Origin of the sequence: Cupriavidus pinatubonensis (assembly GCF_019602855.1) — a bacterium.
Taxonomy (GTDB): domain Bacteria; phylum Pseudomonadota; class Gammaproteobacteria; order Burkholderiales; family Burkholderiaceae; genus Cupriavidus; species Cupriavidus pinatubonensis.
In genome coordinates, this window is sequence record NZ_CP080766.1 from 724,254 (window position 1) to 745,129 (window position 20,876).

Here is a 20,876-nt window from a genome sequence, read left to right on the forward strand (position 1 = left end):
CAATCTCCCGTATCCAATGACACGGCATGCCAAGCACGCCGTGCAGCCAGTGCTCTAGTCAGCCGCCATGGCCGGCTGCTGGCCGGCTCGCACGAGCCTGACCGGCGGCACGCGCCGCGCGCGCCACAGGCCTATCAACGCTGCCGCTGCGGCAATTGCCAGCCCGAAATGAATTGCAGTCACCAGGGACACACGCGCCTGCTCCAGCAGCAAGGCGCCATTGTGCCCTGCCTGCTGCAGTTCGGTCAGCAATCCTGCCTGCGCGGCCTTATCGATCAGCACCTGCGGATCGGCCATGCGCGTGAGCCAGCCCTGCGCATTGACGGCCGCAAGCGACTGCTCCACACCTGCGGTATAGGAGCGCGATACCATCGTGCCGACCATCGCCGTACCGATCATGCCCCCTACCATCCGTAGCGACTGCAGCATCGCGGTAGCGATACCAAGATGTTCCCGGCCCACTGTCTGCTGCGCAAACACCGTGAGGTTTGGCATGATGAAGCCAAGCCCGAAACCGGCAACCAACATGATCGCGAGCAGCAGCGAATGGGGCATGCCGCGCGTGGCCTGAGACAGGGCCAGGCATCCGGCGGCCAGCATGCCAAAGCCGGCGAACAACATCGCGTTAGGATGGCGGATGCGCGTGATGATGCGACCGTTCACGATACTGCCGACCGTGATGCACACCACCAGCGGCGTTACCAACAGCCCAGCATCGCGCGGCGAATAGCCAAAGCCCCCCTGCAGCAGCAGCGGTGCATAGATCAGCACCGCAAACATCGTGAACCCGACCAGCACGGCGAGCTGGAGCAGCGGCGCCACGCCGGGGTTGCGGAACATGTCCAGCGGTAGGATCGGATTGGCACAGCGGCGTTCCCATTGCCACAACCCGACCAGCGCCGCGACAGCGACGGCAAGCAGCCCTGCGGTCAGCCAATCGACGCCACGCTGCGGTAGCAGCTCGACACTCATCTGCATGCAGCCGAGCCCCACGCCGATCAGCAAGGCACCCAGCCAGTCGACCCGGATCGGGCCGGAATGCGATTGCTGGCGCAGGTGCGGCAGGTAGCGCCACACGAACCACAGGCTCAGCACCCCCACCGGCAGGTTGACATAGAACACGGCGCGCCAGCCGTACCACTCCGTGAGTATGCCGCCCAGCGACGGCCCGATTGCATTCGCCACGCCAAACGCCGCACTCATCAGAACCTGCCAGCGCAGCCTCACGTGCGAATCCGGAAACAGATCTGGGATGCACGCGAACGCCGTGCCGACCAGCATGCCGCCCCCGATTCCTTGCAGTCCGCGCGCAGCCACGAGGAAGGGCATGCTCGTCGCCATGCCGCACAGCGCGGACGCCACCGAGAACACGACGATGGAAGCCAGCACGAAAGGCTTGCGGCCATAGTAATCGCCGAGGCGCCCGAAGATCGGCACGGTAATCACCGACAGCAGCAGGTAAGACGTCGCTACCCACGCGTAGTACTCGAAGCCCTGGAGCTCGGCGACAACCGTTGGCAGTGCCGTACCGACCACGGTCTGGTCAAGGGCCACCAGCATCGACACAAAGGCCACCCCCAACATGGCAAGCAGCGATTCGCGGAATGGGAGAACCTGTCCGCTGCCATGCCCGGATTGTGCCGTCGACGTCATTTTATTGCCCGATCAATCGTTGTAATGTCAATCATTATAGGTCGGGTTGGCGGAATATTCTGACGATAAAAACGAGCAGGATTACGAAGGGCCGTACACCGCCAGAACCTTCTCAGGGTCGCCGCTTTCTCCACTCATAGTCTGGCGGTGGATCTGCCGCCCCCGCACGTCCCACTGAGTTGGGGTTTTCCGAGCAAAGCGTGACAAAACTCACGGGCTCCCCCGCAAGCTGGCGCTGGCGTAGCGTTTCGGTTAGCCGGAGCGCGTCACGCATCGCATCGCTAGGAAACGACTGGGCATGTGGGGTGAGTCCGGTGTCATGGGCTTCGGACCAGTAGACCATGTACATAAGCATCCCTTTGATTGCGCCACACCCCTGATGGTGGGAGCAACCTCCGTTCCCACACGAAGCCATGTTGCCAGAATGCATCTTTTTCCGACATACATGGAAGGTGGCAAGCGTGCAAGCATCTTCCTTCGGGACATATCGCCATTCGTGCGAGGAGACAGAAATGCCTGTGGGAAGAATTTGTGTCCGTCCGGCCGCGGTGGGATGGTCACTGCAAAAGGAGGGCCTTCGAGAGCCTTTGCATTTCGCCACGCTGGAGGCTGCAATTGCCGCCGGGTGGCAATACGCGCGCCGGGAGAACGGAGAGTTGGAGATCCGGCAGCAAGACGGTCTGATTCGGTTGCGGAGTGCCGTTCCTGCAGAGGACCACGTCGAACGCACAGTGACTGCCCGCGTCGCAGAGGCGGTATGAACTGATCCCCGTCCCGCGGAGTCCAGATGGGTGCACGCAACCGCGACTTGAAGGCATCGCGACACGCAAACACGTGTTCCAAAAAGCAAAAACCCCTCAGCTCGAATGAGCTGAGGGGTTCTGCATTATAAGAGCCTGGCGATGACCTACTTTCACACGGGTATCCGCACTATCATCGGCGCGGAGCTGTTTCACGGACCTGTTCGGGATGGGAAGGGGTGGTTCCAGCTCGCTATGGTCACCAGGCATGAGGGGTTGTGAGGCTGACGCGGTCAACCTCACCAATTCGGGATGTAGTTTTGTAGCGTTGGGTTGTGCTGTATCGGCACAAGGCGATTGACTCACCAGGCTAAAACACACTGGTTATAGGATCAAGCCTTACGGGCAATTAGTACTGGTTAGCTTAACGCATTACTGCGCTTCCACACCCAGCCTATCAACGTCCTGGTCTCGAACGACCCTTCAAGGAGGTCAAGCCTCCAGGGAATCCTCATCTTCAGGCGAGTTTCCCGCTTAGATGCTTTCAGCGGTTATCTCTTCCGTACATAGCTACCCTGCGATGCCTCTGGCGAGACAACAGGTACACCAGCGGTACGTCCACTCCGGTCCTCTCGTACTAGGAGCAGCCCCCGTCAAGATTCCAACGCCCACGGCAGATAGGGACCAAACTGTCTCACGACGTTTTAAACCCAGCTCACGTACCTCTTTAAATGGCGAACAGCCATACCCTTGGGACCGGCTACAGCCCCAGGATGAGATGAGCCGACATCGAGGTGCCAAACACCGCCGTCGATATGAACTCTTGGGCGGTATCAGCCTGTTATCCCCAGAGTACCTTTTATCCGTTGAGCGATGGCCCTTCCATTCAGAACCACCGGATCACTATGTCCTGCTTTCGCACCTGCTCGACTTGTCGGTCTCGCAGTTAAGCACGCTTTTGCCATTGCACTTTAGGTACGATGTCCGACCGTACCAAGCGTACCTTCGAACTCCTCCGTTACACTTTGGGAGGAGACCGCCCCAGTCAAACTGCCTACCATGCACTGTCCCCGACCCGGATTCACGGGCCAAGGTTAGAACCTCAAACAAACCAGGGTGGTATTTCAAGGACGGCTCCACGTGAACTAGCGTCCACGCTTCAAAGCCTCCCACCTATCCTACACAGATCGGTTCAAAGTCCAATGCAAAGCTACAGTAAAGGTTCATGGGGTCTTTCCGTCTAGCCGCGGGGAGATTGCATCATCACAAACACTTCAACTTCGCTGAGTCTCGGGAGGAGACAGTGTGGCCATCGTTACGCCATTCGTGCAGGTCGGAACTTACCCGACAAGGAATTTCGCTACCTTAGGACCGTTATAGTTACGGCCGCCGTTTACCGGGACTTCAATCAAGAGCTTGCACCCCATCATTTAATCTTCCGGCACCGGGCAGGCGTCACACCCTATACGTCCACTTTCGTGTTTGCAGAGTGCTGTGTTTTTATTAAACAGTCGCAGCCACCATTTTATTGCAACCCCTTCACCCTTCTGGCGCAGGCCAGTCAAGCTACCAGGGCGTACCTTATCCCGAAGTTACGGTACCAATTTGCCGAGTTCCTTCTCCCGAGTTCTCTCAAGCGCCTTAGAATACTCATCTCGCCCACCTGTGTCGGTTTGCGGTACGGTCTCGTATGACTGAAGCTTAGAGGCTTTTCTTGGAACCACTTCCAATTGCTTCGCGAGCCTAGCTCGCTCGCCCCACAGCCTTGAATTACGCGCCCGGATTTGCCTAAGCGCCTTCTCCACTGCAGGGACCGGGACTTCCAACACCCGGACAACCTTCCGCGATCCGTCCCCCCATCGCATCATACGACGGTGCAGGAATATTAACCTGCTTCCCATCAGCTACGCATCTCTGCCTCGCCTTAGGGGCCGACTCACCCTACGCCGATGAACGTTGCGTAGGAAACCTTGGGCTTACGGCGAGGGGGCCTTTCACCCCCTTTATCGCTACTCATGTCAGCATTCGCACTTCCGATACCTCCAGCATCCTTTACAAGACACCTTCACAGGCTTACGGAACGCTCTCCTACCACGCACATTGCTGTGCGTCCGCAGCTTCGGTATATGGCTTAGCCCCGTTACATCTTCCGCGCAGGACGACTCGATCAGTGAGCTATTACGCTTTCTTTAAAGGGTGGCTGCTTCTAAGCCAACCTCCTGACTGTTTTAGCCTTCCCACTTCGTTTCCCACTTAGCCATATTTGGGGACCTTAGCTGGCGGTCTGGGTTGTTTCCCTCTTGACACCGGACGTTAGCACCCGATGTCTGTCTCCCGTGATTGCACTCTTCGGTATTCGGAGTTTGCTATGGCGGGGTAATCAGCAATAGACCCCCCAACCATGACAGTGCTCTACCCCCGAAGGTGACACACGAGGCACTACCTAAATAGTTTTCGGAGAGAACCAGCTATTTCCAGATTTGTTTAGCCTTTCACCCCTATCCACAGCTCATCCCCTAACTTTTCAACGTTAGTGGGTTCGGTCCTCCAGTACGTGTTACCGCACCTTCAACCTGGCCATGGATAGATCATCTGGTTTCGGGTCTACACCCAGCGACTAATCGCCCTGTTCGGACTCGCTTTCGCTACGCCTGCCCTAATCGGTTAAGCTCGCCACTGAATGTAAGTCGCTGACCCATTATACAAAAGGTACGCCGTCACCCCTTACGAGGCTCCGACTGTTTGTATGCATGCGGTTTCAGGATCTATTTCACTCCCCTCCCGGGGTTCTTTTCGCCTTTCCCTCACGGTACTGGTTCACTATCGGTCGATCACGAGTATTTAGCCTTGGAGGATGGTCCCCCCATCTTCAGACAGGATTTCACGTGTCCCGCCCTACTTGTCGTACACCTAGTTCCACAACGCTGTTTTCGCATACAGGGCTATCACCTGCTACGGCCGGGCTTTCCATCCCGTTCTGCTAACAACACTGCTAAAGAGTACAAGGCTCTTCCCATTTCGTTCGCCACTACTTTGGGAATCTCGGTTGATTTCTGTTCCTGCAGCTACTTAGATGTTTCAGTTCGCCGCGTTCGCTTCCCACACCTATGAATTCAGTGTGGGATGACCCATTCGGGCCGGGTTTCCCCATTCGGACATCTCCGGATCAAAGCTCGTTTGCCAGCTCCCCGAAGCTTTTCGCAGGCTACCGCGTCCTTCATCGCCTGTGATCGCCAAGGCATCCACCACATGCACTTGTTCGCTTGACCCTATAACAAGTGTGTCTCAAGGACACCGTCTCGCTACAGGTTGAGTTCTCGCATTTGTGCCGTATTCCAAGTCATCTTTCGATCACTTAAATACTTTGGTTGATACAATCACAACCCGGTATCGCGTTATACAACTGAGCGTCTCATCAACGCTCGCGCGACACCTTTACTACATCCCATATTGTTAAAGAACAGCCGATCTTGCGATCGCTTGGCAATGCCAAATGCAAACACTCTTCTGCAGAGCGCTTGCATTTGGCCAACCAAACCAAGGTACTTCCGTCCCGCTCGTAAGCGGTGGTGGAGGATGACGGGATCGAACCGACGACCCCCTGCTTGCAAAGCAGGTGCTCTCCCAGCTGAGCTAATCCCCCCTCGGATAACTTGGTGGGTCTGGTAGGACTTGAACCTACGACCCCCGCCTTATCAAGACGGTGCTCTAACCACCTGAGCTACAGACCCTTGGCTGTAACAGCAAACAAACCGATAAGTGTGGACACTGAGCACGCAGAACGCGCGCCTCTGGAAAGGAGGTGATCCAGCCGCACCTTCCGATACGGCTACCTTGTTACGACTTCACCCCAGTCATGAACCCTGCCGTGGTAATCGCCCTCCTTGCGGTTAGGCTAACTACTTCTGGCAAAACCCACTCCCATGGTGTGACGGGCGGTGTGTACAAGACCCGGGAACGTATTCACCGCGGCATGCTGATCCGCGATTACTAGCGATTCCAGCTTCACGTAGTCGAGTTGCAGACTACGATCCGGACTACGATGCGTTTTCTGGGATTGGCTCCCCCTCGCGGGTTGGCAACCCTCTGTACGCACCATTGTATGACGTGTGAAGCCCTACCCATAAGGGCCATGAGGACTTGACGTCATCCCCACCTTCCTCCGGTTTGTCACCGGCAGTCTCTCTAGAGTGCCCTTTCGTAGCAACTAGAGACAAGGGTTGCGCTCGTTGCGGGACTTAACCCAACATCTCACGACACGAGCTGACGACAGCCATGCAGCACCTGTGTCCACTTTCCCTTTCGGGCACCTAATGCATCTCTGCTTCGTTAGTGGCATGTCAAGGGTAGGTAAGGTTTTTCGCGTTGCATCGAATTAATCCACATCATCCACCGCTTGTGCGGGTCCCCGTCAATTCCTTTGAGTTTTAATCTTGCGACCGTACTCCCCAGGCGGTCAACTTCACGCGTTAGCTACGTTACTGAAGAAATGAATCCCCAACAACTAGTTGACATCGTTTAGGGCGTGGACTACCAGGGTATCTAATCCTGTTTGCTCCCCACGCTTTCGTGCATGAGCGTCAGTCATGTCCCAGGGGGCTGCCTTCGCCATCGGTATTCCTCCACATCTCTACGCATTTCACTGCTACACGTGGAATTCTACCCCCCTCTGACACACTCTAGCCTTGCAGTCACAAGCGCCATTCCCAGGTTAAGCCCGGGGATTTCACGCCTGTCTTACAAAACCGCCTGCGCACGCTTTACGCCCAGTAATTCCGATTAACGCTCGCACCCTACGTATTACCGCGGCTGCTGGCACGTAGTTAGCCGGTGCTTATTCTTCCGGTACCGTCATCCCCCCACCGTATTAGGGCAAGGGTTTTCTTTCCGGACAAAAGTGCTTTACAACCCGAAGGCCTTCTTCACACACGCGGCATTGCTGGATCAGGGTTGCCCCCATTGTCCAAAATTCCCCACTGCTGCCTCCCGTAGGAGTCTGGGCCGTGTCTCAGTCCCAGTGTGGCTGATCGTCCTCTCAGACCAGCTACTGATCGTCGCCTTGGTGGGCTCTTACCCCACCAACTAGCTAATCAGACATCGGCCGCTCCTATCGCGCGAGGCCTTTCGGTCCCCCGCTTTCACCCTCAGGTCGTATGCGGTATTAGCTAATCTTTCGACTAGTTATCCCCCACGACAGGGCACGTTCCGATGTATTACTCACCCGTTCGCCACTCGCCACCAGGCCGAAGCCCGTGCTGCCGTTCGACTTGCATGTGTAAGGCATGCCGCCAGCGTTCAATCTGAGCCAGGATCAAACTCTTCAGTTCAATCTCTGTGTGGTGCCGAAGCACCTCGCTCTTTCGAGCGGTCGCTCACTCTCAGAAAACTGACTGACCAGATCCGTAGACCCAGTCACGTTTTGCTGTGCGAGCACTGATAACTTTTGAAGCTCCGAAGTCCGAAGACCTCGTGCGTCCGCTACCCAGCGCCCACACTTATCGGTTGTTTGGTTGTTAAAGAACCCGCCCTTTCGGGCCCGCACCGGCTTTGCCGTTTGCGTCGCTGCGTCAGCAGCAGAGAAACGAGATTATGCAGAGCTTTCTTCGTTTCGTCAACCGGGTCAGCACTTTTTTTGCTTCGGTTCGTCGCGCTAACCCCTCGCTCCGAACCACCCAGTCGCCCCGCAACCCTTGTCAGCCCTGCCTTGCAGCGCCGCGTTGTGTTGCGAGGGGGCGAATATTACGGCAGCAAGTCAGGCTTGGCAAGCGCTTTTTGAGAACTGTCTCACATCACCCTGCCAGCCCACTTAGAATCTGCCCATGCAGGACATTTTCCCTCCCCCCTCTGATCGCCACTCAGGAAAGGCCCGCTTCGCCGACGCCCATGCACTGGCGGCTGCGCTGTCGCGCCCCATAGTGTTCGTGGATCTGGAAACCACCGGCGCCGATGCCCAGCACGACCGGATCACCGAGATCGGCGTTGTCGAAGTCGGCCCCGAAGGCATCCAGGAATGGGATACGTTGCTTGATCCCGGCGTAAGCATCCCACCATTCATCCAGCGGCTGACGGGCATCACCGACGAGACCGTACAAGGCCAGCCCACCTTTGCCTCGATCGCTGAAGCCCTTGCCGAGCGCCTGCAGGGACGCCTTTTCGTCGCCCACAACGCGCGCTTTGACTATGGATTCCTGAAGAACGAGTTCCGCCGCGCCGGATTGACTTTCCGCGCCGACGTACTGTGCACGGTCAGGCTGTCACGCTCGCTGTTCCCTTCAGCGGCACGGCATGGCCTTGATGCGATCATCGCGCGGTTCGACTTGCAACCCCGGGCGCGCCATCGGGCACTGGCCGATGCCGAGTTGCTGTGGCAGTTCTGGCAGAAGATCCATGCGCTCTATTCCGTGGAACTGATCGATGCGGCAACGGGAGCCCTGGTCAAGCGTGCCAGCCTGCCTGCAGGCCTCGAAGAAACCGCGCTCGACGATGTGCCCGATACCGCCGGTGTCTATCTGTTCTACGGCGATAACGACGCCCCGCTCTATATAGGTAAGAGCGTGCATCTGCGGCAACGGATCGGCGCACATTTCTCGGGCGACTACCGGCTAGGCAAGGACATGCGCCTCGCCCGCCTGGTGCGACGCGTGGAATGGCGTGAGACCGGAGGAGAAATCGGTGCCCTGTTGCTCGAGGCAAGTCTGGTAAAAAACATGCAGCCGCTCCACAACCAGATGCTGCGCGGAAGCGCTCGGCTGTACACCTGGGAACTGCCGCCCGAATTGCCTGTGCCGCGCCTGCGCTCGGACGCCGATACCGATTTCAGCCGACGGGGCAATCTGTATGGCGCGTTCGCGAGCCGTGGCGCAGCGCAAGCCTGGCTGCGCCGGCTGGCCGATGAGCATCGGCTTTGCCAGGCGACCCTAACCCTGGAGAAGACCGCGCGCGCGGGCAATCCCTGCTTCGCGCGGCAGCTCCACCGCTGCGAGGGCGCCTGTGTGGGCGAAGAGGCGTCGCCAAGCCACCGGGCGAGAATCGCGACAGCCATGGCTGAGGCGCGGCTCAAACGCTGGCCATTTGACGGTCCGGCCGCCTGGCCGGAAGTCTCGGGCACGCAAACCTGGTGGCACGTTGCAGAGGACTGGTGCTATCTGGGGTCGGTGCAAACACTTGAAGACGTCACCACCCTGCTTGCCGCGCCGGCACGCTTCGATCTGGATACTTACCAGATCCTTGCTTCGCGGCTGCAGCAGTGGATGCCCAATGCGGTGCCGCTGACATCCACACGCAGCTTCGAGCTTGCCTTGTGCGAAGCGCCTGCGCCTGATGACCGAAGCCCGCCGAACCTGCCACAGGGGCCCGGACGAAGCAAGGCGCCGGTGCGGCGCCAGCCGTCGCCTGGCTTGTTTGATGACTGATGGGTCTAAGTTCCCGGACTTGAGTGCGCCACCACGCATAGCTGGCTTGCACCGGCCGAAGCGGCTCCGCTAGCCTTCACTGAGGGGCCTGGCGCCCTGATGTGCAGCTGCGGAGTCGCCCATGCCGGCCTCATGTTTCGTTCCTCTTGTCCGGCGCGCCCGCCGGGCTGCGATCGTTCGCAAAGCACCCGCAGCGGCGGCGGCGTTTGCCATGGCATTGACAGGTGCATGCGCAAGCATTGAAAGCAGCACGATGCGGGATCTGCTCGACTCATGGAAAGGCATACCGATCGACGATGCCAAAGCTCAGTGGGGACCGCCGCAGGCTGTCCAGGCGGTCCCGGGCGGAACGGCGTACGTCTGGCAAGACATTGTGCCGCAGCCTGCCAAGCCGCCGACCACGGAAGCGCACGATGCAGGCGTGGAAGCCCCGCGGCCGCCGGGCCGCTGCGAACGCCGTCTGGTGGCAGGGCCCGACGACGCTGTCATGTGGGGAGAATGGCGCGGCGACGCTTGCTGCGTCACCACGCTCGTCGGCTATTGCGCCGGGCTCAAGCACCGCACCCGCCAGTGACAGGGCTCACTCGCGCAAACCCGGGCGCAACCTGGCTCAATCGATCTTGGCGCCCGACACCTTCACAGCCTGTCCCCAGCGCTTCTGCTCCGCAACGATCGTTGCCGTGAAGGCCTCGGGCGATTGCCAGGCAGGCTCGGCACCCTGCTGCTCCAGCTTTGCCTTGGTATCCGGATCGGACAACACCTTGTGCAAAGCGTCCGACAGGCGTGTCACGATTTCCTTGGGTGTGCCTGCGGGCGCCAGCATGCCGTAGAAGCCCACCACCTCGAACCCCTTCAGGCCGCCTTCCTCCATGGTCGGTACGTCAGGCAGCGCAGGGGAACGCTGCTTCGAAGTCACGGCCAGGGCCCGTACCTTGCCGGCCTTGATGTACTGCGTGAACAGCGGGATCGAATCGGCCATCATCTGCGCCTGCCCACCCATCACGTCGGTCAGTGCCGGTGCACTGCCCTTGTACGGGATATGTACGATGAACGTGCCGGAAGCCTGCTTGAACATTTCCGGCATCAGGTGAGAAATGCCGCCGTTGCCGCCCGAGGCAAAGTTCAGCTTGCCCGGATTGGCCTTAGCAAAGGAAATGAATTCCTTGAGGCTGCGCGCCGGCACATTGTTATTCACCACCATTACCAGTGGGATCAGTGCGGTGCGCGCCACGGGGGTGAAATCCTTCGGCATGCTGTATTGAAGCCGCGGATACAGCGAATTATTGATCGCCATTTGCCCGGTGTTGGCCAGCAACAGGGTGTAGCCGTCCGGGGCCGACTTGGCGACGTTGTCCGACCCGATATTGCCTGCAGCGCCGGCCTTGTAGTCGAGCACGATCGTCTGCCCCAGAAGCGGCTGCAGCTTTTCTGCAAGCAGGCGCGCATGCGTATCGACCGGACCGCCCGGAGGAAAGGCGACGACGAGCCGGATCGGCTTCTCAGGCCACGCCGCGTGCACTGTCCCGGCGGCAATGGCCAGCGGCGCCGCTGCCAAGGCGATCAGCGCGCGCCGGATACGATTCGGACGGAATTGTGGCTCGTTCTTCGACGTCTTCATGTCTTGTTTCTCCTTGTCTGAGCCTGACCGACCCCCCTGAGCATGGAGGCATTCGACCATAGCCATCCCCATTGTGACGTTTTTATGACATTTATGTGTCTTCCCGTATGTGTTGCCCCTTGCCGGCACTGCCGCAAAGGTCAATCTCCCGCCATCAACACACACCGGGTCGGTGATATAGCCGCCGCCATGGCAAGTGACGCGGCCGGCCAAAATGCAAGGAACGCTTGACGTCCCGCCCACCGAGCCCGTATGGTTCAAAACCGAATCATAATTCGAATTATTCAAGTACAAACTATGCGAGACATGACAACAGGAGACGCATTTCCCTCTTCTTCCTTCCCCCGCGTGGAGACCCCCTCGATCCTGCAACCGCCGCGCCAGCGCCGCGCACGCGAAACCGAACAGGCACTGCTCAGCGCTGGCCGCGAATTGCTCGCGCAGCGTGACTTTGCTGCGGTATCCGTGGCACAGATCGCCGCGGCGTGCCAGGTGTCCGTCGGCGCCTTCTATGGGCGCTTCCGCGACAAGATGGCCTACTTCGAAGCGCTGCGCACGCTGGTGATCGAAGAAACTGCCGACTCGGTCGACCGCTACCTGGTGCAGCAGCGCTGGGAGGACGTACCGACGCGCATTGTGCTGGAAAAAGCCATGCGCTTTCTGGTGCTCGGGGTCATTGGAAATCGCGGCGTCATTCGCGCGTCGCTCCGGCACGCTTCGACGCGGCCGGAAGAATGGCTGCCGCACCGCCAGAACGGCGATGCCGTGGTCGAACGCATGGTGCTGCTGCTCGTGCCCCGCCTGTCCTTGCCCGCGGCTGAAGCCGAACAGCGTGTGCGCTTTGCCATGCAGGCAGTGTTCAGCATGCTCGTCAACGCAGTGCTGAACGACACCGGCCCGTTTCATCTTGAAGACGAGCGCCTCCCCGGCGAAATGAGCCGGATGCTCATGGGCTACCTGGGCGTGGAAGACACGCCGGCCTGACGATCCGGATGCGGATACATACCGCCGGCCGCAGGTAATGCAGGCCGGCGATAGCCGCTATGAATTTGCCCGTGCCTTGCTTTGACGGCGCGTGCATGGCCTCTAGAATCCGCTGACACACTTGCCGCGCCGCAGGGCGCGCCGCGCCCGTCCAGTAATGGATCCGCGGTTTTGCGGCAAACCGAACCGAGACCATCCATGGCAACCCTTTTCCTTGTCCGGCACGGACAGGCCTCGTTTGGCGCGGCCAACTATGACTGTCTCTCCGAGACAGGCCGGCAGCAGGCGCGCTGGCTGGGCGAGTATTTCCGCGATCGCGGCATTGGCCTGAAGCGCGTCGTCGCCGGCACGCTGGTGCGCCAGCGAGACACGGCTTCAGAGATTCTCTCCGCCATGGGTGCCGCCGCCTCCAGCATTGAATCGCATCCCGGTCTCAATGAATACGACGGCGAAGCGCTCTACCGGTCCTACACGGGCGGCGCCGACCATCGCGCCCACCAGAACGGCGACTACAACGACTACTGGCGCACGTTTCGCGCCGCCTACCACGCATGGACCCAGGACAGCCTGGCCGATATGCCGGAATCGTGGACGGAGTTCGGCACGCGCATTCATGGCGCGTTGACGCATGCATGCGAAGGCACCGCGCGTGAGGATGCCATCCTCGTGGTCAGTTCGGGCGGCGCCATTGGCCGCGCTGCCGCGGACTTGCTGGGTGCTCCCGCGCAGACGGCCATCGAACTGAACCTTCAGTTCCGCAATACCGGGTTCTGTGAAATCATCGTCGGCCGCGGCACGCGGCGCCTGCTGAGCTTCAACAGCGTGCCCCATCTGGAACTGCCGGATCGCCGCAGCGCGCAAACGTTCGCCTGAAAGCCGACGGCCACGCGCCGCCAGTTGATGTTTGGATTCGATCCCGGGAATCCGGGTTGGAATCGGAGCGTGTCGCCGGCTGCTGGCGCGGGCACTTTGACATGCCCGCGCCGCCGGTCCTTCTCCCTTTACCCCTCTCTGGCGGGCGTTCTTGCAACGCCAGCCGGAACAGTAGCGTTGCCACTTGCCGTGTTCAGCGCCGATCCGGCGACTGGCGCAGGCACTTTGACATGCCTGCGCCGCCGGTCCTGCTCCCTTTACCCCTTTTTCTCCACCATTGAGGCGGATGCCGGTTGCCCGGCGCAGCGCTTACAGGCGCTCGATAATGGTGACGTTGGCCAGCCCACCGCCTTCACACATGGTCTGCAAGCCATAACGCTTGCCGTGCGTATGCAGGCTGTGGATCAGCGTGGTCATCAGCTTGGCGCCCGAGCCGCCCAGCGGGTGGCCCAGTGCGATCGCGCCGCCGTGGATGTTCAGGCGTTCCGGATCGGCACCGGTGGCCTTCAGCCAGGCGAGCGGCACCGGCGCGAAGGCCTCGTTCACTTCGAACAGGTCGATGTCGTTGATGTTCATGCCTGCCTTCTTCAGCGCGTGCTGCGTGGCCGGCAGTGGCGCTTCGAGCATGATCACCGGATCGTGGCCGATCACGGTCATGTGGTGCACGCGCGCCAGCGGCTTGACGCCCAGCTTCTTCAGGCCGGCTTCGTTGACGACCATCAGGCCCGCCGCGCCATCGCAAATCTGGCTGGCCGTAGCGGCGGTCACACGGCCGCCCTCTGCGATCAGCTTGACGCTGCCGATCGATTCCAGCGTGGCGTCCGCACGAATACCTTCATCCGCCGTGTGCATCTCGCCATTGCGAGTGCCGTCGGCCAGACGAACTTCCACCGGCACGATCTCGGCATTGAACCGGCCCGCACGCGTCGCAGCGGCGGCGCGCTGGTGGCTCTGCAGCGCATAGCGGTCGAGATCCTCGCGCGAAAAGCCATAGTTGCGCGCGATCATCTCGGCGCCCGTGAACTGGCTGAACTGCACGCCCGGGTAGCGCTGTTCGACATTCGGGCTCTTCGGCACGCCAAAGCCGTTCTTGGCCGGCAGTTGCGACGACAGTCCCATCGGCACGCGCGTCATGCTTTCCACGCCCGCCGCGATGACGATGTCCATCGCGCCCGACATCACGGCCTGCGCGGCAAAGTGCAACGCCTGCTGCGACGACCCGCACTGGCGGTCGACCGAGGTGCCCGGCACGCTTTCGGGCAGCCGCGACGCCAGAATGGCGTTGCGGGCCACGTTGCCGGCCTGCTCGCCAACCTGGCTCACGCAACCCATGATTACGTCTTCGATGAGCGCGGGATCGGCACCGGTGCGGTCGAGCAGCGCGTTCAGCACCTCCGCCGCCAGATCAGCCGGATGCCAGCCGGCCAGCTTGCCGCCCTTGCGTCCGCCTGCGGTACGTACCGCGCCAACGATGTATGCCTCTGCCATGTGATCTCCTTGAACGGTGCCGGCGAAAGGGGCCAGCCATAAAGCGTGGATGCACGTATTCTGCTGAGGCGGAACGGCGCGCGCGTCGTCGAAAGCGACGAAACGCGCGCCCGGCTCAGGTGCGCGGCCCGAGCACCGCAAAAATCGCGGTCGCGCGCAGCAGGCAGCGCTCCCCGCTCATCACGCGGCACGTGCCGTAGCGCAGTCGCGAACCGAGCTTGTCGAACTCCACGCGCGCCTCGAGCCAGTCGCCGACGCGTGCGGCATCGAGGTAGTCTAGGCTCAGGTTGACCGTGACGGCGTTGTTCTTCCGTTCGGTCTCGATCTGCATCATCATGCCGATCGCCGTGTCGGCCAGCGTGGCGAGCATGCCGCCGTGCGGAATGCCGAGGTTGTTCAGGTGGTGCTCGCCGACACGTACGGCCAGGATGCGCTTCGGCACGTTCGCATACAGCTGGCCGAAGTGGCCCATATAGCCGTCCAGCTGGCGCAGGGCCACGAAGCCTTCGGGCATGGTTTCCACATCCTCGCCGGTCGACATGGCAGCAATGTCCGCTTCCGCCATGGCTTCAGCCGAAATAGCGCGAGGCCGTGCCAAGCTGTTCGCGACACTCCGCCACCATGCGCGCGACCAACTCCTCGCAGCTCGGCACATCGTCGATCAGGCCCACGCACTGGCCCGCGCTGACGATGCCGCCATCGGGCTCACCAGCCACCAAGGCCGCCTTGCCGCGCTGCCCCGTGACCAGGTGGCGCACTTCCTCGAACTGTGCACCGCCCGGGCGGCGTTCGATGCTGACCACCTCGTCCGATATGGCGTTCTTCAGCACGCGCGCGGTGTTGTGCATGGTGCGGAAGATCAGGTTGGTATCGCGCTCGCTGGCGGCTACCAGCGCCTGCTTGATGTTGTCGTGGATCGGCGCTTCCTGCGTCGCGCAGAAACGCGTGCCCATGTTCACGCCCTCGGCGCCCAGCACCAGGGCCGCCGCCATGCCTCGGCCATCGGCGATACCGCCCGAAGCGATGACAGGAATACTGAGCTTGCGCGCCGCCAGCGGAATCAGCACCATGCCCGGAACGTCGTCCTCGCCCGGGTGGCCCGCGCACTCGAAGCCATCGATCGACACGGCGTCCACCCCCAGCCGCTCGGCCGACAGCGCATGACGGATCGCCACGCATTTGTGGATCACCTTCATGCCGGCGGCCTTGGCGCGCGCAATGTGTTCCTTGGGGTTGTTGCCGGCGGTTTCCAGCACCTTCACGCCGCTTTCGATGATGACATCGAGGTAGCGCGCGTACGGCGGCGGGTTGATCGACGGCAGCAGCGTGAGGTTGACGCCGAACGGACGGTCCGTCATCTCGCGGCAGCGGCGGATTTCTTCGGCCAGCGCCTCCGGCGTCGGCTGCGTCAGCGCGGTCAGGATACCCAGGCCGCCCGCATTGGAGACAGCGGCTGCCATCTCGGCATAACCAACCCATTGCATGCCGCCCTGGATGATCGGGTAACGGATACCCAGCATTTCGGTGATACGTGTCTTCATGGTCGTCCTTGTTTTCAGCCGCGCGCCTTGCCGCCTTGGGGCAGGCCGCGCCACGCAGTGGGAGTCTAAGATGCCGCCGTGCGCGCCAGCTTCGTCGGAAGCGACGATTGCGGGAGACGCATTCTGCACTAGTGTGGACCGAATCATCCCGCCGCCCGACGACCATGACCCCATCGAATCCCACTTTCGAGACCCTGTGCTATGCCGTGGAAGACGGCGTAGCCACCATCACACTGCACCGGCCCGACCAGCTCAACGCGTTCACGGGCCAGATGATGCAGGACCTGATCGCCGCCTTTGATGCTACCGATGCCGATGACAACGTGCGCGCGGTCATCGTCACGGGCTCCGGCCGAGCCTTCTGCGCCGGCGCGGACCTATCGGCCGGCGGCGCCACCTTCGATTTCGAGAAGCGCTATGGCGCGAAGCCCGAGACGGCCCACCGCGACGGCGGCGGCCGCGTGTCGCTGCGCATCTTCCGCAGCCTGAAGCCGGTGATCGCCGCCGTGAATGGCGCCGCGGTCGGTGTGGGCGTCACCATGCAACTGCCCATGGATATCCGGCTGGCGTCCACCGACGCGAAGTTCGGCTTCGTGTTCGCGCGCCGCGGCATCACGCCGGAGGCAGCGTCGTCGTGGTTCCTGTCGCGCGTCGTGGGAATCTCGACTGCGCTCGAATGGTGCTATACGGGTCGCGTGTTCTCGGCGCAGGAAGCGCTCGAGCGCGGCCTCGTGCGCTCGCTCCATGCGCCGGAAGACCTGCTGCCCGCCGCACGCGCGATCGCACGGGAGATTGCCGACAACGCCGCGCCGGTGTCCGTCGCCATCTCGCGCCAGTTGATCTGGCGCATGGCCGGTGCCAGCCACCCGATGGAAGCACACAAGCTCGACAGCCGCGCGATCCAGTCGCGCGGCCGCTCGGCCGACGTCAAGGAAGGCGTCAGCGCATTTCTGGAAAAGCGTCCCGCCGCCTTCCCCGAACGTGTGTCGCAAGACATGCCGGACTTCTTCGACTGGGGCGGCGAGCCCCCATTCGCCTGAGCAGGAGCCGACATGAAGGTCAGTCAAGCGGTGGACAGCCGCAAATCCGTGCGCGGCTTTTTGCCTAATCCCATCGATCCCGACACCATCCGCCGAGTGCTCGCCGCCGCTGCACGCGCGCCTTCTGGCGGCAACCTCCAGCCATGGCATATCCATGTGGTCGGCGGCGAAGCGATGGATCGGCTCATGGACATCATGCGCCAGCGCGTCACGGAAGCGCCAGGCGGCGAAGAGCGCGAATACGACATATATCCGCGCGAACTCGTATCGCCTTACCGCGACCGGCGTTTCGAAGTCGGCGAGGCGCTGTACCGCAGTCTGGGCATCCCGCGTGAAGACAAGCAGCGCCGCCTCGCCCAGTTCGCCAACAACTTCGCGTTCTTCGGCGCGCCGCTGGCACTGTTCTGCAGCGTCGACCGCCGCATGGGCCCGCCCCAATGGTCGGACCTGGGCATGTACCTGCAGACCGTGATGCTGTTGCTGCGCGAAGAAGGCCTCGACAGTTGCGCGCAGGAATGCTGGGCGATCTATCCGCAGACGATTGGCGGCTTCCTGTCGTTACCGCCGGAGCGGATGCTCTTTACCGGCATGGCGATCGGCTACGAGGACCCGGAAGCCCCTGCCAACCAGCTTCGCGCGCCGCGCGCGCCGCTGGAGGCGTTCACCGAGTTCATGGGCATCTGAACCATGGCGCGCCGCCCTGGCGCGCCATTCACAACAAGCCGAGCTGCCGCGCGATGGCCACTGCCTGCGTGCGGTTGCTCGCATGCAGTTTGGCGCTGATATTGCGCAGGTGCGTGCGCACGGTGGTTTCCGACACAAACAGTCGCTGTGCCATGGCCACGTTGGAAAAACCTTCGGCCAGCAATTGCAGCACCTTCTGTTCTTTCGGCGTCAGTGGTTCCACGAGAGGCGCCGGGGCAGCCTGGCCTGACGGCGCCACATCCGGCCCCTGACCGCAGGCGCCAAGCAGCCGCTCCACGTACGCCGACGGCAGGTTACCCCCCTGCCTTGCGCAGGCTTGCGCCACCAGGCGGCGCACCTCGTCGCCCTCATCGGCAAAGATGCGGACAAACCCTTCGGCCGCACCGAAGCGCAATGCCTCCGCCATGACCACGAGCGCCTGCGCGCCGTCACCCGTGCGCTGATACGCCTGCGCCAGCAGGATGCGCAGCTTGAGCGCGCGCCGCATGAGCTGGTTGGACACAGCTGCCGCCAGTTCGCGCTCGATCGCCTCGCGCACTTGCGCGGTCGGCTCGACATGCAAGGCCAGCCGCAAACGTCCGACGGTGATGTCTTCGACATCGCTCGCAAAGGAACTTACGCCAGGCCGCGTGCGCCACAGCGCGGGATCGCCCGCACGCTGCAAGGCTTCCTCGGCGGCATGCCGGTTGCCCTGGCGCAAGGCCAGGCGCGCGCGCTCGAGCATGGCGGACATGACGAGCCGGGTCAGGCCGCGGTGATGGCCGAGATGCTCGAGCGCGGCCAGCCATTCGTGGGCCTGATCGACTTCGCCGCGCTCGAACGCGATGCGCGCGAGCACGAGATGGCCGGTGATGATCTGGTCCGCCAGGCCCAAGTCGCGCGATAGCGGCAGGTACACATTGAGCAGCCGGCCCGAGCGGTCCGAATCGCCGGTTTCGTACAGCCCTTCGGCCAGCAGAATGCAGGCCATGGCATTGCCGTTGGTCGGACCGAAGCGGTTCGGCAGCATGGTGCGGGCGGCAATGCGGAAGCGCCCCAGCGCCTGCTGCAGGCGTCCCTGGCGCAGGTCGATCAGTCCTTCGACCGACTCGGAGAAAATCTTGTTGAAGTTGCTGTCCGAGCCTCGCACAGCCTGGCGCGCCACGGCGAGCAGCCGTCGCGCCTCGACATAGTCGCCGCTGACCGCGGCGAGCCGGGCCATCGAGGTGGCGAGGATCGCGTCGGGAAACGCATAACCCATCGGCAATGGCGGCAGCTCATTGCGGGCAAACGCGCGCGCTTCGTCGAAGCGGTCCATCATGTTGAGCAGCATGTGCCGCAGCGCGCGCACATGGGCGAGCAGTTCGCCCGTCGCGTCCTCGGTGGACGAGGCCTGCAGCAGCGCGATGGCCTCGGCAGGGCCGCGCGTGAACGACACCGCCCACGCACGCGCAATCTGCAGCTTCGGCCAGCGCGCCAGTTCAGCGGGCGGCACCATCTCGAGCCAGCGCGTGAGCAGCCGCATGCGGCCCTGCGCAAGCAGACCGCCCGCGGAACCGTCGAGCAGTTGCAGTGCGTGATCCAGGGCACCCGCCGCAATCGCATGCTCGATGGCCGGCACCGGACGGCCCTGGCCTTCGTACCAGCGCGAGGCCGCCATGTGGAGCTCCGCCACCGCCTGCGGCATGGTCTGCGTCAGTTGTCCGCGCAGGAAGCTCGAAAACAGGCTGTGATAGCGATACCACTGCTGGGATTGCTCGCCGGTGCCGCGCTCGCCGTAACGCTCGCTCTCGAGCGGCAGCAGGAACAGGTTGGCGCGCTCCAGCCACGCCAGGATATCGGCACTGTTGCCGGCCGGCGCGTCGGCATCGGCGACAGCAGGCGGCTGGGGCCCCCCCTGGTACAGCGCGTCGCACAGCGGCCCGCACAGTTGGTCGAGGATCGACGTGCGCAGCAGAAAATCGCGTACCGGTTCGGGCAGGTGATGAAAGACGTCTTCGACGAGGTAGTCGGCGATGGCCGCGTTGGAGCCCGAGAATCCGGCGATGAACGTCTCCGGCTGGGCACGCCGCTCCATAGAAACCGAAGCCAGCCAAAGCGCAGTGGGCCACCCTTCTGTGCGCCGGTGCAGCGCGCTGATGGCAGCCTGCTCGAGCTTCAGGCCGCGTGCGTGGCGCAGGAACGATTCGGTTTCGCTGGCGCTGAAGCGCAGCTGGGCCGGTTCGATTTCGAGCAGTTCGCCGCGTGCGCGCAGTCGCCCGAGGCCAGTTTCCGGCACCCAGCGCGTACCGACCACCGCGCGTGCGCCAGGCGGCAGGCTTTCGACGAGTTGCCAGACCAGCCCGACGACAGCCGGATTCTGCAGCGCCTCGAAGTCGTCCAGGAACAGCGTGAAGGCGCCATGGTGCCGCGCCACGCGGTCCATCAGTGCAAGCGCCTGCTCGCCGGCATCGGCACCCGCATGGTCGGAAGGACGCTTGGGAGCCCCCTCCAATACCGGGGAGAGCGCCACTTCGAGCGAACCGAGGAAACGCGTGGCGTCATTGTCGGCGCGGTCCAGCGTCAGCCAGACCGTGGGTACGCCAGCCGCTTCGAGCCGGGCCCGGCATTGCAGCATGGTCGTCGTCTTGCCGAAGCCAGCTGGTGCGCGCACCAGTACGAGCCGCACGAAACCGGCCGCGCAGATGGTGTCGCAGATGGCTGACCGCTCCACCTGGTAGGGGGTCAGCAGGGGCGGCCGAAGTTTCGCCGCCAGGGCGCCTGTACCCGAGCCCGGCACAGGGCGCCGGACAGTCTCCTCATTGCTCGCCATTGGCAAAATTGTGCTCCGCATCCGGTCCGCC

Annotated in this window: 14 protein-coding genes, 2 tRNA genes and 3 rRNA genes; 7 read left to right on the forward strand and 12 right to left on the reverse strand. The window is 62.2% G+C overall.

From position 1 onward, the window contains the following. Window positions 1-54: 54 nt before the first annotated feature. Both K2O51_RS03285 and K2O51_RS35065 read right to left on the reverse strand, forming a co-directional pair. On the reverse strand, window positions 55-1,653 hold the full coding sequence (locus K2O51_RS03285; protein WP_140949648.1) for an MFS transporter: 1,599 nt from the start codon (window positions 1,651-1,653) through the stop codon (window positions 55-57). Between the two features lie 112 nt (window positions 1,654-1,765). Beyond that, complete coding sequence (locus tag K2O51_RS35065; RefSeq protein ID WP_049796535.1) at window positions 1,766-2,002, reverse strand: hypothetical protein; 237 nt, start codon at window positions 2,000-2,002, stop codon at window positions 1,766-1,768. 163 nt (window positions 2,003-2,165) lie between these two features. Between K2O51_RS35065 and K2O51_RS03290 the strand changes: the two genes are divergently transcribed. Then, the gene (locus K2O51_RS03290) at window positions 2,166-2,414 is read left to right on the forward strand and encodes a DUF2188 domain-containing protein (protein WP_140949649.1); all 249 of its coding nucleotides are present in this window, start codon (window positions 2,166-2,168) and stop codon (window positions 2,412-2,414) included. A 133-nt stretch (window positions 2,415-2,547) separates the two neighbouring features. Here K2O51_RS03290 and rrf read toward each other — a convergent pair. The 5 genes from rrf to K2O51_RS03315 all read right to left on the reverse strand — a co-directional run bounded on the left by rrf (window position 2,548) and on the right by K2O51_RS03315 (window position 7,720). Next, window positions 2,548-2,660, reverse strand: a 5S ribosomal RNA gene (gene rrf, locus K2O51_RS03295). A gap of 121 nt (window positions 2,661-2,781) precedes the next feature. Continuing rightward, window positions 2,782-5,662 (reverse strand): 23S ribosomal RNA (locus K2O51_RS03300). 298 nt (window positions 5,663-5,960) lie between these two features. Continuing rightward, window positions 5,961-6,036: transfer RNA gene (locus K2O51_RS03305), tRNA-Ala, on the reverse strand. Between the two features lie 11 nt (window positions 6,037-6,047). Next, window positions 6,048-6,124, reverse strand: a tRNA-Ile gene (locus tag K2O51_RS03310). Window positions 6,125-6,188: 64 nt separating this feature from the next. Next, window positions 6,189-7,720, reverse strand: a 16S ribosomal RNA gene (locus K2O51_RS03315). Together the 16S, 23S and 5S rRNA genes with 2 tRNA genes alongside form the textbook arrangement of a ribosomal RNA operon. Window positions 7,721-8,212: 492 nt before the next feature. On the opposite strand from K2O51_RS03315, the gene K2O51_RS03320 reads away from it, so the two are divergent. Continuing rightward, a complete protein-coding gene (locus tag K2O51_RS03320) occupies window positions 8,213-9,805 on the forward strand; it encodes a 3'-5' exonuclease family protein (RefSeq protein WP_220630481.1) in 1,593 nt (530 codons plus the stop codon). Window positions 9,806-9,926: 121 nt separating this feature from the next. After that, window positions 9,927-10,379: a hypothetical protein gene (locus tag K2O51_RS03325; RefSeq protein ID WP_140948770.1), complete on the forward strand. Its 453-nt coding sequence runs from the start codon at window positions 9,927-9,929 to the stop codon at window positions 10,377-10,379. A 36-nt stretch (window positions 10,380-10,415) separates the two neighbouring features. On the opposite strand, the gene K2O51_RS03330 is transcribed toward K2O51_RS03325, so the two are convergent. Next, on the reverse strand, window positions 10,416-11,423 hold the full coding sequence (locus K2O51_RS03330) for a Bug family tripartite tricarboxylate transporter substrate binding protein (RefSeq protein ID WP_140948769.1): 1,008 nt from the start codon (window positions 11,421-11,423) through the stop codon (window positions 10,416-10,418). Window positions 11,424-11,729: 306 nt separating this feature from the next. Between K2O51_RS03330 and K2O51_RS03335 the strand changes: the two genes are divergently transcribed. Further along, complete coding sequence (locus K2O51_RS03335) at window positions 11,730-12,407, forward strand: TetR/AcrR family transcriptional regulator (RefSeq protein WP_140948768.1); 678 nt, start codon at window positions 11,730-11,732, stop codon at window positions 12,405-12,407. Between the two features lie 198 nt (window positions 12,408-12,605). Continuing rightward, window positions 12,606-13,280, forward strand: coding sequence for a histidine phosphatase family protein (locus K2O51_RS03340; RefSeq protein WP_011299737.1), 675 nt, complete (start codon window positions 12,606-12,608; stop codon window positions 13,278-13,280). A 309-nt stretch (window positions 13,281-13,589) separates the two neighbouring features. Here K2O51_RS03340 and K2O51_RS03345 read toward each other — a convergent pair whose 3' ends face one another. The 3 genes from K2O51_RS03345 to K2O51_RS03355 form a co-directional block, all read right to left on the reverse strand. Further along, complete coding sequence (locus K2O51_RS03345; RefSeq protein WP_011299736.1) at window positions 13,590-14,768, reverse strand: acetyl-CoA C-acetyltransferase; 1,179 nt, start codon at window positions 14,766-14,768, stop codon at window positions 13,590-13,592. 115 nt (window positions 14,769-14,883) lie between these two features. Beyond that, window positions 14,884-15,333, reverse strand: a complete 450-nt coding sequence (locus tag K2O51_RS03350) for a PaaI family thioesterase (protein ID WP_011299735.1) — start codon at window positions 15,331-15,333, stop codon at window positions 14,884-14,886. A gap of 4 nt (window positions 15,334-15,337) precedes the next feature. Next, entirely contained in the window at window positions 15,338-16,309 is a 972-nt protein-coding gene (locus K2O51_RS03355; RefSeq protein ID WP_011299734.1) for an NAD(P)H-dependent flavin oxidoreductase, read from the reverse strand. A 164-nt stretch (window positions 16,310-16,473) separates the two neighbouring features. On the opposite strand from K2O51_RS03355, the gene K2O51_RS03360 reads away from it, so the two are divergent. Together K2O51_RS03360 and K2O51_RS03365 are read left to right on the forward strand one after the other, a co-directional pair. Continuing rightward, entirely contained in the window at window positions 16,474-17,349 is an 876-nt protein-coding gene (locus tag K2O51_RS03360; RefSeq protein ID WP_011299733.1) for a crotonase/enoyl-CoA hydratase family protein, read from the forward strand. A 12-nt stretch (window positions 17,350-17,361) separates the two neighbouring features. Beyond that, on the forward strand, window positions 17,362-18,033 hold the full coding sequence (locus tag K2O51_RS03365) for a nitroreductase (protein WP_140948765.1): 672 nt from the start codon (window positions 17,362-17,364) through the stop codon (window positions 18,031-18,033). A 28-nt stretch (window positions 18,034-18,061) separates the two neighbouring features. On the opposite strand, the gene K2O51_RS03370 is transcribed toward K2O51_RS03365, so the two are convergent. Then, window positions 18,062-20,845 (reverse strand): winged helix-turn-helix domain-containing protein, encoded by a 2,784-nt coding sequence (locus K2O51_RS03370; protein ID WP_140948764.1) that lies wholly within the window; start codon window positions 20,843-20,845, stop codon window positions 18,062-18,064. Window positions 20,846-20,876: the final 31 nt, after the last annotated feature.

Coding starts and splice junctions, on each gene's coding strand:
- K2O51_RS03370 (WP_140948764.1), bottom strand. CDS start 20,845: ATGGCGAGCAATGAGGAGACTGTCCGGCGCCCTGTGCCGGGCTCGGGT.
- K2O51_RS03330 (WP_140948769.1), bottom strand. CDS start 11,423: ATGAAGACGTCGAAGAACGAGCCACAATTCCGTCCGAATCGTATCCGG.
- K2O51_RS03345 (WP_011299736.1), bottom strand. CDS start 14,768: ATGGCAGAGGCATACATCGTTGGCGCGGTACGTACCGCAGGCGGACGC.
- K2O51_RS03350 (WP_011299735.1), bottom strand. CDS start 15,333: ATGGCGGAAGCGGACATTGCTGCCATGTCGACCGGCGAGGATGTGGAA.
- K2O51_RS03365 (WP_140948765.1), top strand. CDS start 17,362: ATGAAGGTCAGTCAAGCGGTGGACAGCCGCAAATCCGTGCGCGGCTTT.
- K2O51_RS03320 (WP_220630481.1), top strand. CDS start 8,213: ATGCAGGACATTTTCCCTCCCCCCTCTGATCGCCACTCAGGAAAGGCC.
- K2O51_RS03290 (WP_140949649.1), top strand. CDS start 2,166: ATGCCTGTGGGAAGAATTTGTGTCCGTCCGGCCGCGGTGGGATGGTCA.
- K2O51_RS35065 (WP_049796535.1), bottom strand. CDS start 2,002: ATGTACATGGTCTACTGGTCCGAAGCCCATGACACCGGACTCACCCCA.
- K2O51_RS03335 (WP_140948768.1), top strand. CDS start 11,730: ATGACAACAGGAGACGCATTTCCCTCTTCTTCCTTCCCCCGCGTGGAG.
- K2O51_RS03360 (WP_011299733.1), top strand. CDS start 16,474: ATGACCCCATCGAATCCCACTTTCGAGACCCTGTGCTATGCCGTGGAA.
- K2O51_RS03285 (WP_140949648.1), bottom strand. CDS start 1,653: ATGACGTCGACGGCACAATCCGGGCATGGCAGCGGACAGGTTCTCCCA.
- K2O51_RS03340 (WP_011299737.1), top strand. CDS start 12,606: ATGGCAACCCTTTTCCTTGTCCGGCACGGACAGGCCTCGTTTGGCGCG.
- K2O51_RS03355 (WP_011299734.1), bottom strand. CDS start 16,309: ATGAAGACACGTATCACCGAAATGCTGGGTATCCGTTACCCGATCATC.
- K2O51_RS03325 (WP_140948770.1), top strand. CDS start 9,927: ATGCCGGCCTCATGTTTCGTTCCTCTTGTCCGGCGCGCCCGCCGGGCT.